Origin of the sequence: Nesterenkonia sp. HG001 (assembly GCF_034438835.1) — a bacterium.
Classification (GTDB): Bacteria; Actinomycetota; Actinomycetes; order Actinomycetales; family Micrococcaceae; genus Nesterenkonia; species Nesterenkonia xinjiangensis.
Genome location: NZ_JAOSZD010000005.1, coordinates 334,785 through 347,530 on the forward strand (window position 1 = coordinate 334,785; position 12,746 = coordinate 347,530).

General features: G+C 68.7%; 13 protein-coding genes and 2 pseudogenes. 2 read left to right on the forward strand and 13 right to left on the reverse strand.

Features of this window, described 5'->3' with window-relative positions; all coding sequences use genetic code 11:
* Nucleotides 1-277: 277 nt before the first annotated feature.
* The 12 genes and pseudogenes from ODE13_RS11060 to ODE13_RS11110 all read right to left on the reverse strand — a co-directional run.
* Nucleotides 278-1,330, reverse strand: a pseudogene (locus ODE13_RS11060) (recombinase family protein); the annotation flags it as partial.
* 183 nt (nt 1,331-1,513) lie between these two features.
* The gene (locus ODE13_RS11065; protein WP_322479313.1) at nt 1,514-1,723 is read right to left on the reverse strand and encodes a hypothetical protein; all 210 of its coding nucleotides are present in this window, start codon (nt 1,721-1,723) and stop codon (nt 1,514-1,516) included.
* On the reverse strand, nt 1,720-2,334 hold the full coding sequence (locus ODE13_RS11070) for a hypothetical protein (protein ID WP_322479314.1): 615 nt from the start codon (nt 2,332-2,334) through the stop codon (nt 1,720-1,722). Before ODE13_RS11070 ends, ODE13_RS11065 begins: the two co-directional genes overlap by 4 nt.
* Nucleotides 2,335-2,353: 19 nt before the next feature.
* Nucleotides 2,354-2,845, reverse strand: coding sequence for a single-stranded DNA-binding protein (locus ODE13_RS11075; protein ID WP_322479315.1), 492 nt, complete (start codon nt 2,843-2,845; stop codon nt 2,354-2,356).
* A 91-nt stretch (nt 2,846-2,936) separates the two neighbouring features.
* Nucleotides 2,937-4,706 carry a TraM recognition domain-containing protein gene (locus ODE13_RS11080; RefSeq protein ID WP_322479316.1) on the reverse strand — a complete coding sequence of 590 codons (1,770 nt, stop codon included), beginning with the start codon at nt 4,704-4,706 and terminating at the stop codon, nt 2,937-2,939.
* Entirely contained in the window at nt 4,703-5,266 is a 564-nt protein-coding gene (locus ODE13_RS11085; RefSeq protein WP_322479317.1) for a hypothetical protein, read from the reverse strand. The genes ODE13_RS11080 and ODE13_RS11085 overlap by 4 nt, the downstream gene beginning before the upstream one ends.
* Entirely contained in the window at nt 5,266-6,753 is a 1,488-nt protein-coding gene (locus tag ODE13_RS11090; protein WP_322479318.1) for an ATP-binding protein, read from the reverse strand. Before ODE13_RS11090 ends, ODE13_RS11085 begins: the two co-directional genes overlap by 1 nt.
* Nucleotides 6,750-7,592, reverse strand: a complete 843-nt coding sequence (locus ODE13_RS16935; RefSeq protein WP_416210670.1) for a hypothetical protein — start codon at nt 7,590-7,592, stop codon at nt 6,750-6,752. The genes ODE13_RS11090 and ODE13_RS16935 overlap by 4 nt, the downstream gene beginning before the upstream one ends.
* A gap of 12 nt (nt 7,593-7,604) precedes the next feature.
* A pseudogene (locus tag ODE13_RS11095) lies at nt 7,605-7,973 on the reverse strand (hypothetical protein); the annotation flags it as partial.
* Nucleotides 7,974-8,092: 119 nt separating this feature from the next.
* Complete coding sequence (locus tag ODE13_RS11100) at nt 8,093-9,562, reverse strand: SCO6880 family protein (protein WP_322479319.1); 1,470 nt, start codon at nt 9,560-9,562, stop codon at nt 8,093-8,095.
* A gap of 7 nt (nt 9,563-9,569) precedes the next feature.
* The gene (locus tag ODE13_RS11105; RefSeq protein WP_322479320.1) at nt 9,570-10,985 is read right to left on the reverse strand and encodes a conjugal transfer protein TrbL; all 1,416 of its coding nucleotides are present in this window, start codon (nt 10,983-10,985) and stop codon (nt 9,570-9,572) included.
* A 48-nt stretch (nt 10,986-11,033) separates the two neighbouring features.
* A complete protein-coding gene (locus ODE13_RS11110; protein WP_322479321.1) occupies nt 11,034-11,375 on the reverse strand; it encodes a DUF6112 family protein in 342 nt (113 codons plus the stop codon).
* A gap of 101 nt (nt 11,376-11,476) precedes the next feature.
* Between ODE13_RS11110 and ODE13_RS11115 the strand changes: the two genes are divergently transcribed.
* Both ODE13_RS11115 and ODE13_RS11120 read left to right on the forward strand, forming a co-directional pair.
* On the forward strand, nt 11,477-11,878 hold the full coding sequence (locus ODE13_RS11115) for a hypothetical protein (protein ID WP_322479322.1): 402 nt from the start codon (nt 11,477-11,479) through the stop codon (nt 11,876-11,878).
* The gene (locus ODE13_RS11120; protein WP_322479323.1) at nt 11,875-12,336 is read left to right on the forward strand and encodes a MarR family winged helix-turn-helix transcriptional regulator; all 462 of its coding nucleotides are present in this window, start codon (nt 11,875-11,877) and stop codon (nt 12,334-12,336) included. The genes ODE13_RS11115 and ODE13_RS11120 overlap by 4 nt, the downstream gene beginning before the upstream one ends.
* 1 nt (nt 12,337) lies before the next feature.
* Here ODE13_RS11120 and ODE13_RS11125 read toward each other — a convergent pair whose 3' ends face one another.
* Nucleotides 12,338-12,604, reverse strand: coding sequence for a DUF6112 family protein (locus tag ODE13_RS11125; protein WP_322479324.1), 267 nt, complete (start codon nt 12,602-12,604; stop codon nt 12,338-12,340).
* Nucleotides 12,605-12,746: the final 142 nt, after the last annotated feature.

Sequence of the window (12,746 nt, forward strand, 5' to 3'; positions counted from 1 at the left end):
TCTGTCGGGCGATGCGGTCCTGTTCGGTCCCCAGCAGGTCAAGTGGCACGGCCCCGGCGTAGTGGGCCTGGAGCAGCTTGGTGCGCTCGTCGTAGAGGCGGTCGCGTTCGGCGACCTGTGCTTTGCGTTCGGTCTTGGCGGTGGCGAAGAGCCGGTCGAACTCGCTGGTGATCAGCTCGCGCAGCGCGGTGACGATGTGGGCGGGTATCTGCACGCGGCGGTAGTAGTCCTCGACCGCGGCCTCCACGTCGGGCACGAACATCGACTTACGGTCACAGTTGGTGCGCTTGGAGTGTCGGCCGGCGCAGATGAAGTACGGGTAGATCACTCCGCTGCGGCTGCGGGCGTTGGACAGGATCAGCCGGGAGCCGCAGGTGCCGCAGAACACGGTGCCTTTGAGGTAGTGCTCGTGGGCTTGGGTCTTCTCTCCGGAGGCCTGGTGGGCGGCGAGGACCGTCTGGACCCGGTACCAGACCTCGGGGGCGACCAGGGGTTCGTGCAGGCCGTCGTAGGTCGCGCCTTTGAACTGCACGTTGCCCTTGTAGTAGGGGCTGGCCAGCATCCGGTGGATCGAGGACAACGCGGGAGGCTTGGCTGGCCGCTTCGGTGTCGCCACGGTGGTCAGGCCGCGGTCGATGAGTTCATCGCGCAGGGTCGCCACCGAGTAGTTCCCGGTGGCGTAGGCCTCGAAGGCCCACCGGATGATCGGGCCGCGGTGCGGGTCGATGTCGATGGTGCGGATCTCGCGGCCGAGTTCGTCGCGCCGGGTGACGTTGAGGTAGCCCATCGGGGCCTTGCCGTTGGTGCCGCCGGTGACGGCTTTCTGGTTCATGCCCTTGGAGACCTCGTTGGCGAGGTTGCGGGAGTAGAACTCCGCGATGGTGGACATGATCCCGTGCAACAGCATCCCCGAGGGCGTCTCGTCGATGTTCTCGGTCGCCGAGACCAGCAGGACGCCTGCTTCTTTGAGCGCGAGGTGGATGGCGACGTCGTCGGCGCGGTTGCGCGCGAGCCGGTCGACCTTGTGGACGATGCAGTAGGCCACCGGGTGGGTCTTGACGTACTCGATCATCTGCATCAGCGCGGGCCGGTCGGCCTGGCGAGCGGACTCGCCGGCGTCGACGAACTCCTCGACGATGACCGCGTTGACCTCCTGGGCCTTGCGCAGGTTCGCCTGACGTTGAGCAGGGATGGAGAACCCTTCGTCTTGGCCGCCTTTGGATGCCTGCTCCTTGGTCGAGACGCGCAGGTAGGTCACCGCCAGCGTCGTGGTCGCACCGATCTGATCGGGCGCCGTCGCCAATGGAGATGGAGGGTGTGTGGTGCTCATGGGTCGTGTTTCCTTCCCCAACAGATGGGGCCAACACGAGAGCGCGGGACTGCTCGTGCGGTGCGACGTAGGAAACAAACACGACCCGTGCCGTCCGCTTGTAGACGGGCTGGGTAGGCCACGAGGGCTAATGAACAAGACGCCACACCACGACCACCTGGGTGGCCGCTGGCATGCGTACGCTTACGATTCTACGCCCTGGCCACCAGGGGGCTCAGGAGGACTTTCCTGCCCGGCGTTCTCCTGGTGTTCTTGGCGGGCGCGGGCCTGGGCCATCCCGATGAACACCTGGGCGAGCTTTTGCAGGTCGGGGCTGGGACGCAACTCGGCCTCGACGCGGTAGTCGCGCATCCGCTCCGGCGGAGCACTCGGGCTTTCGGCTCCTGTGGTCATGGCAGCTCTCCGGTGTCGAGATCGAGTCCGGCGAAGAACGCGTCCTCGGCTTCACGGCGGGTCTGAACCTGCTCGAACACGTACTGCACGAAATCCTCGCCACGGTTGGTGATCGTGGCGTCCTCGATCGCGGGTGCGGGTTCCTCGCCGGGCCAGACCGTCTGCCGGGTCGGCCGGTCGTGATCGAGGCGGGTGCCCGAGGCGGCCACCCAGTCGCGCAGTCGAGCGCGAGCGTCGGCGAAGTCACGGTGCCAGCCGATCGCGGCCGAGGCGTTCTGCTCGGGGTCGTAGGCGCCCAGCCAGTGCAGATGCAGCGCTGACAGCTCCCACACCAGCTCGGGATGGCGGTGCCAGAACGGCGGCAGCACGCTGACGGGCAGCCCGTAGGTGCGGCGCAGCCACGCGACCCAGTCGTTGAGTGCCAGCCACTCGGCTTCCAGGTCGTCAGCGCTCAGCAGGTTCCAGTTCACCGGATGCGGCACCGTCGGCGTGTCGGCGTCGTCGAAGCCGTCCACGTCATCGGTGTCCGGCGTCTCGTCAGCGTCAGCCCTGTTCTCGATGTCGTGGAAGTCCTCATCGGACGTGTGCTCGTTCGGAGTGTCGTCGTTCATGCTCGTGTCTCCTCTTGGGTCACAGGCCGATGTGTGGCGTGGCGTGCTGGGACTGCGGTGCTCGCCGCTGAGCCTGTTCGATCTGCGGCGCCCCCGCACTGGCGGCCTCCCGGCTCTGGGACTGGCGTTCGAGAGTCCTGCGAGGGGCGCGCCCGGCAGTGTTCTTCGACGGCGGAGTCGCGGGCAGGAACCGGGTGGCCTCGAACTGCTCCTCGCGCTCACTGGTGTGCTTGTTGGTGTACTCGCGCAGCGAGCCTTGGGCGATGAACCGGTCCTTCTCGCGCAGGTGCTCAATGCCGAACTGGGCAGCACCCTTGAATGCAACGACGTCGTGGAAGGTGGTCGGCTGGTTCTGCCATCCGGCCTCGGGGTCGAAGTGGCGGTGGCGTTGGCCGGCCTTGAAGTACAGGCGGGCATCGCCGTTCTCGGTGTAGGTCAGTTGCGGCTTGGAAGCCACGAAGGCGTAGATGCTGTCCTTCAGCTCCAGTCCAGTCGTCGAATCGGTACTCATCGCACGTACTCCTGCTCACGCAGCCACCGGAGCGGTGACCGCTGGGACAGGTAGGTGCACGCGCGCACCACCACGACCGAAGGCGGCCGGCTCAGCGCTGGAGCAACGCCTCGACCTCAGCCCGGTCGGTCGTCAACTGCTCACCGTCGGGCCGTGCGGGCCAGGGGCGCAGATCGGTCACGATCGGCGGCGCTGAACGAAGAAGGGTGACACCCGTACCGAACGGCAGGGTGCGAATGCGATCGGGCGGCAGGATCGGGATGCGGCGGATGGAGCGTTGATTCGATCGTGTGCCGTGGTCACCCAGGGTCACGCTGTCGGTGTACTCGTCCCGCTCGCCGATCAGCGTGGACAGGTCTTGGAGGTCGCGGGAGTTGGAGGCACCACCGAGGATGACCTTGACGATAGAGGCGTCCCAGATGGCTCCGGCGGCGTTGTCGGACCACTTCTCCCGCGCCTGCGCCAACGACTGCAACACCGGCAGGGTCGTGATCCCCGTGCCACCGCCCTCGGCCATCAACGTCGGCAGGGAGGGCAAGGGGGCGAGGTTGCCGATCTCATCCAGGGCCAGCAGCAGCGGCGGGTCGAGGCGGGCACCCGGTGAGCGTGCGGCGATCCGGCGGGCGGTCTCGATGAGGTCTTCGACGAACGCCGCCACCAACGCTGCGGAGGCGCCAGCTCCGGCTCCGGTGGCGAGCAGATATAGCGTGCCGCGCTTTCGGATGAAGCTCTCGGGGTCGAACTCCTCACCCGGCCCCGGCGACACCGCGTCCAGCACGCGAGGATCGGCCAGGGCACCGAGAGCGAGTGCGACGCCTTGCCAGATGGAGTCCCTTGTCTTGGGGTCCGAATCGATCATCGCCCCGAGCGAGTCCGCCCACCCCGTCGCCGCGGCCGGGGTGTTGGTGAGGATGGCGACGGCCTCGCCGGCCGCGGTGGGGTCGAGGGTCCAGCGGAACAACTCCGATGGCGGGCGTCCGTCGAGGGCTGCGGCGTGGAGCAGGGCTTGCAGGGCGGTGCGGGTTTTGCCTTCCCAAAACCCGCCGGACTCCACCCCACCCGCACTGAGGCCGGTGGCTGCGGCGAGGCCGGTGGCGCGGATCATCGCCGTGAGCGGGTCGTGGCAGCCGCGGATGGGTGACCAGCGCATCCCGGCGGGGATGCCTTCTGCGAGGTGCTGGGGGTCGAACACCGCCACCGGCCGCCCGTCACGCTGTCGGGCGCGGAGGGTGGCGGTGAGGTTGTCCGGCCGGGTGCTGGTGGTGACCACGGCGCCGGGCGCGTCGAGGATGGCGTTGATGACCACGTGCAGGCCTTTGCCGGACCTCGGGGGTCCGATGAGCAGGATCGAGTCCTCCACCGAGGCCCACACCTGCTTGCCGCGCGAACGACCCAACAGGTAGCCCACATCGGAGGCCGTGGGCTCGTCGAGCGACGGACGCAGCGTCGGGGCGCGGCGCAGCAGCCCTTTGGCGGAGGCGGTCTGGGTGACCTCGTGGGCTGTGGCGGTGCCGGCCAGGCGCCGTGGGTCGGTCTCGGCCTTCCGTGAGTGACGGCGCAGCCGCACCCACACCCACCCGCCAGCCGTCGCGAGGCCACCAAGCAGGATCGCGGTGACGATCCAGTAGACGACCGGGTTCAGCCCCTCGGCATCCAGCGCAGCGGCGGGGTCGGTGGGGTTGAACAGCACCCCGAGCCCGGACGCTGGTCCGGCGGCGGGTTGGGGTGTGCCGGTGAGGAACGCCGCCACGCTCCCGGCGGCGCGTAGGACGAGCGCGAAGCCGCAGGCACCGATCAGGGCGATGATGGCGGCGTTGGTCAGCTCACCGCCCATGCTCCCGGTCTGTCGCTGTCCGGTCATCGTGGGAGCCGCCGGATGTGCAGGGTGCCTGAGACCCGTCCCAGCAGCACGACCTCGCCGGCGCCGTTGTCGAGAAGATCAGCGAGGTGAGTGGTGTCGATCAGGGTGCGGGCGTGGCCGGTGCCGGTGGCGTCGGTGTGAGCGACGACGACGGCGACCGCGACGTCCTCACCGGGCACGAACCCCTCGCCGGTTACCTCCACCAGCTCCGGCATGTGCTTGGTCTTGGTGTGCTTGCCACGCCGTTCCTGCGGCTTGGTCTCTGCGGGTTCTGTCAGGGTGGGTTTGCGGGCGCGGATGAGGTCGGTGAACACGGACCCGTCGCTCTCTCGGACCTCGACCCGCACGGCGATAGTCCGGTCGGAGGTGACGGCATCCATCAGCTCGCCGAAGGTGCTGCGCGTCCACGCGGAATCCTGCTGTGGGGGCGGGAACGGTGCGCCGTCGACGGTGACGTCCAAGATTCCGTTCTCGGCGACCGTGACGACGACGTGTGGCAGCAGCACCGGGGTCTCGGCGGGGTCCTGCCCGGTGGTGCGGCGTGGCTTCTTCGACGCCATCACGTCACTCCCTGCGTGAGCCGGGAGCTGGTGTCGAACAGTCCCAGCTCGGCGGGGTGGAGCTGGTGCTGGGTCACGAAGGAGCGATCCTTGATCCGCCATAGCCCCTGCCCGACCCCCAGCGACGGGAGCAGCTTCTGCTCGGTGCCGGTGAGCCCGAGCGCGGTCGCGGTAGGTCCGAGCTGGTCGGACTCTTGGCGGTAGACAATCCGGGTCTCCGCGTTCGCGAGCAGGCTGTTGGCGAGCGAGCGCATGGCTGAGCCGTGGTCGCCGACATTGTCGAGGTCGGAGAGCTTGTGGAAGATCAGCATGTTCGCGATCCCGAAGTGCCTCGCCAACCTCCAGTGCGCATCCATCCGCTTCAACAGCGCCGGGTGGGACATCAGCCGCCAGGCCTCGTCGTAGATCACCCACCGCTGCCCACCGGCCGGGTCCAACAGCGCCGACTCCATCCACGCGCTGGAGCACGTCATCAACACGCTGATCAGCGTGGAGTTCTCCGTCACTCGGGACAGGTCGAGGCTGATCATCGGCAATGACGGCTCGAACGCCACCGTCGATGGGCCATCGAAGAGCCCCTGAAGGTCGCCAGCCACAAGCCGACGCAGCGCGTGGCCGACGAGCCGACCATCCTCAGCCAGGCGACCGTCGGTGTCGTCGGTGGGGTTGAGGATGTGCTCGACGACCATCGGCAGGATCGGCACCGTGTTCTCCCGCACCGTGGTGGTGAGGGCGAGGTCGATGGCGGTGTGTTCCAACGGCGTCAACCCCCGCGCCAGCACGGTCTCGGCCAGAGCGCCGATCAGGTCCCGGCGGCGCGAGGCCACGGTCGTCGTCCACTGCCCATCGGTGAGACCACCGGGGCGGTGTCCTTCGTCGAGAGGGTTCAGACGGGTGTCCAGTCCGTGGCCCAGGACGATCGCGCGTCCGCCGACGGCTTCGGCGACCGCGGTGTGTTCCCCCTTCGGGTCGCCGGGGACGTAGACCCTGCGGCCGAACGGCAAGCTGCGGGTGTAGAGCGATTTCGCCAGGGAGGACTTGCCGGAGCCCACGATCCCGGCCAGCACCACGTTGGGAGCGGTGATGACCCCACGGGCATACAGCACCCAGGGGTCGTAGACGAAGGACCCGCCCGAGTAGAGGTCTTGCCCGACGAACACACCGTCGGAGCCGAGACCGCCTTCGGCGACGAACGGATACACCCCCGCCAACGTTGCACTGGTGTCCTGATGTCTGGGGAGCCGAAACCGGCCCGGCGACCTGAGCGCCGCGGGGCCGGGCTCACCGGCCGCGGGCAGGTAGGTGGTGGCGCGGCGTTCGGCCCGCTCGGCCTCGGCCTTCGCCCGCGCAGCGTGCTTCTCGGCAGCGCGTTGCTCGGCCTGGAGTCTCGTCGCTGCCTGGCGACGTTGCTTGCGCAGTCGGCGGCGCTCCTTGGCCGGTGCGACCAGGACCGAGGTGTGCAGCCGCTCGGGCTCGGTGCTGCTCATAGCGACAACCCCCGCCCTGAACCAGCCGAGCTGCGGGAGGGGGAAGTGAACCAGTCGCGGTCCGCGACCAACGCCGCACGACCCCCGTGCGCCGGCGCTGCCTGCTGGGCATCACGCGACAGTTCTGTCCTGATGCTGTTGGTCTCGGGAGCAGGCGGATCAACGAGGAGTGCTGGGTCGGGTGCAGTGTCGAATTGCCGGTAGAGACCGACTTGGCCGAGCGCGTGGTTGTAAGTCACCGTGTACCCCGCGACGGTGACGGTCCGGTCGATGCCGCTCGTCGGCGGCTGATCGTCGTAGACGTAGCCGTTCTCCAACGCCGCATCGGTGGTCTCGTCGCCGTAGTCCCATCCCTTCAGGTGTTCGATGGCAGCGTCGGTGCCGTTGCGGTCGATCAGGTCGAGCACCGCATCGGCCTCCTCGCCTTGGAGGAACACCACGCTGATCCATCGTTGTGAGACCTCGTCAGGTCGGATGGGGCCGTGCTCACTCAGTTCGGCCAGGGCGTCGGTGTTGGTGCGGGCGGCCTCGGCCACCCACGCCGGGAATAGGCCCTCGTGGTCGGGCTCGCTGTCGGGGTGATCGAGGGCGTACTGGCGGGCCTCACCGGCGGCTCCGAGGAAGGTGGCGAGGTCGCGGATCGCATGGTCGGGGTCGACGGGTTGCCCTGCGCCGGTGAACAGGTCCCGGCCCTCCAGTTCCTGCCCGGTGGTGGTGTCGGTGATCCGGTAGGCGTAGCGCTGATGCTCACCAACCGGCGCATCCGGCCACACCACCAGCGCCAGCGACCCGGCCTGCACGGTCGTGGTCGCTGGGTCACCGTCGAGCCGGGCGGCCACGCGTTCCCGGGCGGCGTCTCGGTCGACGACCGGTTCGGGGTGCCAGGCGATCCGCCCGGAGTGCGAGAACGCCGCGTCGAGCCGGTCGTAGGCCTGATCCAGCAGCGTGCCGGCCTGGTGCAGCTCATCGGCCGCGGCCAGCGCGGACGCCGCACCCGCGGCCGGGTCGCCGTCATCGTCGAACGCCCGATCCTGGGCGTTCAGGTGGGTAGCGGCGAGCTGGTCGAGGACTTGGCGCAGCGACCGCACCCCCGCCACGAGGTCACCGAACACGGTGTAGGTGTCCGCCGGGTCATCGAAGACTCGGGAGGCATGGGCGAGACCGCGCAGCGCCTCGGAGGCTTCGGCCGCATCGGCGAGCGGGTCGTGGAACGTGGGCATCACAGCCTCCAAGACGGTGGGCGAACAGAGAGGGGCGAGCCCGTGGTTCGGGCTCACCCCTCAGGTGCACGCACCACGCCACCACCATCACTGGGCCGGGGGCCGGCGACTGTGCGCGATCAGACGCGGCGGCACAGCGGCAGTGCGGCGGCGGTGAACGCCGCAGCCTGCTGGCCCACCAGGAGCCGGGTCTCGCAGGAGGCTTGGATGGCGGCCTGCTCGATCGCTGCCACCCCGGCCTCGAGTTCTTCGTCCGTGGGCGCGGACACCGAGATGAGGCCGGTGTATCTGAGGACGCCGTGGCCGGCGGTCAGGTCGGCTTCCTGCTGGAGCACGTCCTGATACTCCGCAGTCTGGGAGGCGTCTTCGATCTGCCCGATCTTCGCCCGCTGCGCGGCATCGGAGATGTGCTCGACCTTCTTCTTGCGGATATCCCGTGCGGCCTGGTCGGAGCGCATCGGGGTGCAGATCAGCGAGAACGACCGTTGGATACCGGTGGAGAGCAGGACCGGGGACAGGAAGCCGGGATAGACCAGCGACCGGGGCCATTCGGAGACCCAGAGCACGGCGTGGTGGGCGGAGTCGGTGCGCAGCCGGGTCCAGGATTCGTTCACCGCCACCGGTCCGGCGGTGGCGAGGGACTGGCCGAGTTCTCCGTGCCGCTCCAGGGTGGCGGCGATCGCCGGGTCATACGCGGATCGGAGGATGACGGCGACCTCGCCGGGACTCAGCCATCCCGAGGGCGTTAGATCAGCCGACCGCAGAGCGGCCACGAGGGTGGACATCTCTTGACGCAGGACGGCGGCCGCACCGCGGATGCCGCCGCCGGCGGTTCTGATCTGCCGGGCACTGGTCTTCATGTCTAGCGACAAGCTCAGCGTCGTGGCATGTCTCTCACCCGCGGGTCCGGCCCGGTCGATCAACTCCGCATAGGTGGTCGCGGCCCAGGTGTCGTCTTCGGTGCCGTGGGCTTCCCACCATTCGGCCAGCCCGGTGCCCGAGTCCGGCAGGGTGCGTTCCAGGATTTGGAGGGTGGCGATGCGGCCGGAGCGGCAGACGGTGGCCAGGACACGGCCCCAGGAGGTGACGCGTCGTTCCTGCTCACCCGGGTCCAACAGGACGAACGCCGGGTGGGAGACCTCGCAGACCACGGTGAGGGTCTGGGCGTGGGGGTCGTGGATCATCCCCGCCCCGGTGTCGGGGTCGGTGTACTCGCGCAGCCTGGCCATGTCACCCGGCAGCGCAAGCGTCCCGACCGGTCGCGGCGTGACGATCCGGCGCCGATAGAGGAGTTGTCCGCCGGTCGAACGCCAGAGCCACCAGAACGCGACCGGCAGCCACTCCACCGCGGGCCGGCCCGCGATCGGTATCCACGTCAAGGTGGCGGCAACCACCCAGACCGGTGCGGTGTATGCCAGGAGGATGCCGCCACCGGCATACAGCGCACCTACCACCGACAGGATGCCGATGGCGAGGGTGATGAGCTGCGACAGGGACAGTCCGAGGAGGATGCCGCGCCGGGTGAGGCGGGAGAACTTCACCGGCACCAACTCCGAAGACGTAGCGCGGTCGTTCTGCTTCGTGGCCATGACCGGTTCACTCCTTCCCGGTGGGCTTGGGAGCCGGCGGCGGGGGCTGTTTCGATGGACGCGCTTCCGACTGCGACGGCCCGCCGGTGGGTGTCTTCGGTGCCGGTGTCGACGGCGGGGGCGCCTGCGCGGACGGTGGTGGTGTGCTGCCGGTCTGTCCGGCCGAATCGGCGGCGGCCTCGCCCTGGTTGCCGAGGGCCGTGCCGGCCTTGGGTCCGGCGGTCGCGGCGTCCTTGGCGACTTTCGCCGCCACCACGGCCGCGGCGCCAGCACCGGCACCGGCGCCTGCTCCACCGCTTGCCCCGGCACCGGCGCCGCTACTCGCGGCCGCCTTCCCACCACCAGCTCCGGCTGAGCCAGCAGTGCCACTGGATGCCTGCGGCTTCGGATTCTTCGGCTCCGGCGGCTTCTTCCCACCACCACCGCCGTTGTCGCCCTTGCCCCCGCCACTGTCGTCGAGAACCTTCTTAGGCTCCGCCCCGCCCTGCGGCTTCGACGGAGTGGGCACGGGCCTGTTGAGGGCGCTCTTGGCGTCCTGCTCCGACCCGATGGCGTGGTACATGTCGAACCCGACGAAGTTCAGGAACTTGTAGGTCATGTACGGCGCGAAGGCAGCCATTGCCATGAGCACGATCCCGGCGATCGGGTCCGCCACCGAGGACAGGTCGCCGTCGATCGGTGCGGAGACTTGGGTGATGGCGACCAGGAACATCACGACCAGGACGAGCTTGGAGACGATCAGGGCGATGACGAACATCGCCCACTTGCTGATCCACCCCTTCGTGGCATCCCACGACGCCCCGGAGAACGCCAATGGTGCGAGCACGATCGCGACCAGCAGCAGCGCCTTGCGCACCAGCAGGGACAGCCACACGATCGCCGCCGCGCTGATGGCGAGCCCAGCGAGGAAGATCGTGATGATGGCCCCCACCCCGGGCGCGGCGATGTTGATCCCGACCAGCCCGGCGGCGAGCAGGGTGATCTTGTCGCCCATCGACTCGGTGGTCTCCCCGGCGGCCTGGATGATCCCGATGCAGAGCTGATCGACGATCTCCAACAGCAACGCGGTCAGGGTGATGACCACGAACGACCCCAGCACCGATTTCGCGAGGCCGAGGGCGGCACGGGAGAGTGCGGTGGGGTCGCGTCTGATGAGTCCGGTGATGAGCTGGAGGCAGAAGAACAGGAGCATCACGAACACGGCGATGCCGAAGAGGATGTTGTAGACCGCCACGTACTCGTCGCTGGTGACGTCGACGAGGGTGGTGGTGTCGAACACCGACCAGACGGCCTCGAACAGCCAGCCCGCGGCGGCGCCCATCGCTCCGGCGAGCCAGTCGAACGGAGCCGAGACCAGCGAGGCGGCGGCCTCGCCGGCGGTGTCGCAGACGGTCGAGACGAGGGGGATATCGCACACACCCACCGCAGATCACTCCTTCATGAAGGGGTCGAGAAGGTTGGTGGGCGGGGGTCAGACCTGCTGGCCGACGTCCCAGAAGAAGTTGATCAACGTCACCGACGCGCCGCAGATCACGGCGGCGCCACAGCTCACGAGGACGCCGATCTTTCCCCGGCCCGCCAGGTGAGGGTTGGAGGAGTTGGCGCCGAAGCCCCACACGATCGCCGAAATGATCAGCGCGAGCACGGAGAGGATGAGGCCGATCGTCATGACCGCGCCGACGATGGTGCGGAGCTGGCTGATGCCGGGCAGTCCGGAGTCGTTGGGGTCGATATTGATGTCCATCGGCACCAGGCCGGCCACAGTGGTCGTGGCGGCGGTCGCGGTGTCGGCGAGCAGGATCAGTGTGTTCATGGCAGGTGTGCTCCTTCACGAGCGAGAGAGGGTTCTCGTCGGTCAGGTGCACGGGATGTCCCGCAAGCCACAGGTACATGCGGATCGCATATACTTGGGGTATGAGTGCCCACGAGGAGACACAGCGGGCCGTGGCCCGCTGGCATGAGATCGTCAACGCCGCCGACCTGGACGCCGCACGGGAAGCGGTGTCCGATCCGATCGTGGTCAACGGGCCTAAGGGCGCCGGACCGGTCAGCCCGGCCGAGTTCGCCGAGTGGATCACCCGCTCGGGCATCCACTTGTCGCCGCGGTCCTATCACCCGGTCAGCGAGCATGTCCTGGTCGTGGAGCAGGATGCCCGCTGGCCCCAGGACGGCGCCGCGACGCGCGTGGCGACGGTGTTTCGTGCGCACGGGGGCCGGGTGTCGGCGGCGCTGCGGTTCCCAACGCTCGCCGAGGCGCTGGAGTTCGCGTTCCTGTACCGGGAGCTGGCCGTTACCGAACCCGGCACGGCGGCATGACCGGTCCTGATCCGGCGCAGGGCGGGCCGGGCAGGGCGCTGTTCCGATTCGTGCGGCACTGGTCACGCCGGGCGACCTCCGGTGACACGGCCGCTGGTGCGCACGGACGGGACGTGTGGGTCACCGAGGCCGTGCACGCCCTGGCCAAGGACGGACGACCTGAGGTGACGGTCAACGACGTCGCGGCCGAGCTGGGTATCGATCAGTCCGGTGCCAGTCGCATGCTGACCGACGCCACAAGTCACGGCTACCTCGACATCGCCCCCTCGCTCGTCGATGGGCGACGACGCGCCACGGCGCTCACCCCGGTCGGCCGGGAGCTGTTGGAGAGCGCGCATGCCTGGCAGGAACAGGTCTTCACCCGGCTCACCCAAGACTGGACCGAGCGCGAGCGGGCCGAGTTCCACCGCGGCATGCTCCGCCTCATCGCCGCATCACACGACGATGCGGCGGGCTGACCTACAACGTCGAGCCCACGTCGAGCAGCCAGTTCAGCCAGGCCACGCCGCCGCCGGCCAGGACCGCGGCGCCCAGGGCGGTCCAGGCGCCGATCCTTGCTTTGGTGGCGGCGGCGTGGTGACCGTTCGCGGTCGCCAGCGCCCACACGATGGCGCAGACGATCAGCATCAGCACCGCGCTGATGAGCACGAAGGTCAGTAGGGCGCCGATGACCTCGCGCAGGTCACCGATCCCGCCAAGACCGTCGAAGTCGGGGAACACGTCCATGTCTGATCAGCTCCCCACCGGCAGGGTCGGATAATCGAAGTGCCCGAATAGCTCCATGCAGTTGAGGTGTGCGCGTCGTGTCCCAGCCGTCGCGGCATCGAGAACACAATGGAGAGGATGGTCTCGTTCGATCTCGTTAGGC

Bases quoted from the DNA above. Each gene is read 5' to 3' on its own strand.
- ODE13_RS11125 (WP_322479324.1), bottom strand. From the start codon at position 12,604: ATGGACGTGTTCCCCGACTTCGACGGTCTTGGCGGGATCGGTGACCTG.
- ODE13_RS11080 (WP_322479316.1), bottom strand. From the start codon at position 4,706: ATGACCGGACAGCGACAGACCGGGAGCATGGGCGGTGAGCTGACCAAC.
- ODE13_RS11065 (WP_322479313.1), bottom strand. From the start codon at position 1,723: ATGACCACAGGAGCCGAAAGCCCGAGTGCTCCGCCGGAGCGGATGCGC.
- ODE13_RS11075 (WP_322479315.1), bottom strand. From the start codon at position 2,845: ATGAGTACCGATTCGACGACTGGACTGGAGCTGAAGGACAGCATCTAC.
- ODE13_RS11085 (WP_322479317.1), bottom strand. From the start codon at position 5,266: ATGGCGTCGAAGAAGCCACGCCGCACCACCGGGCAGGACCCCGCCGAG.
- ODE13_RS11090 (WP_322479318.1), bottom strand. From the start codon at position 6,753: ATGAGCAGCACCGAGCCCGAGCGGCTGCACACCTCGGTCCTGGTCGCA.
- ODE13_RS11100 (WP_322479319.1), bottom strand. From the start codon at position 9,562: ATGGCCACGAAGCAGAACGACCGCGCTACGTCTTCGGAGTTGGTGCCG.
- ODE13_RS11115 (WP_322479322.1), top strand. From the start codon at position 11,477: ATGAGTGCCCACGAGGAGACACAGCGGGCCGTGGCCCGCTGGCATGAG.
- ODE13_RS11070 (WP_322479314.1), bottom strand. From the start codon at position 2,334: ATGAACGACGACACTCCGAACGAGCACACGTCCGATGAGGACTTCCAC.
- ODE13_RS11110 (WP_322479321.1), bottom strand. From the start codon at position 11,375: ATGAACACACTGATCCTGCTCGCCGACACCGCGACCGCCGCCACGACC.
- ODE13_RS11120 (WP_322479323.1), top strand. From the start codon at position 11,875: ATGACCGGTCCTGATCCGGCGCAGGGCGGGCCGGGCAGGGCGCTGTTC.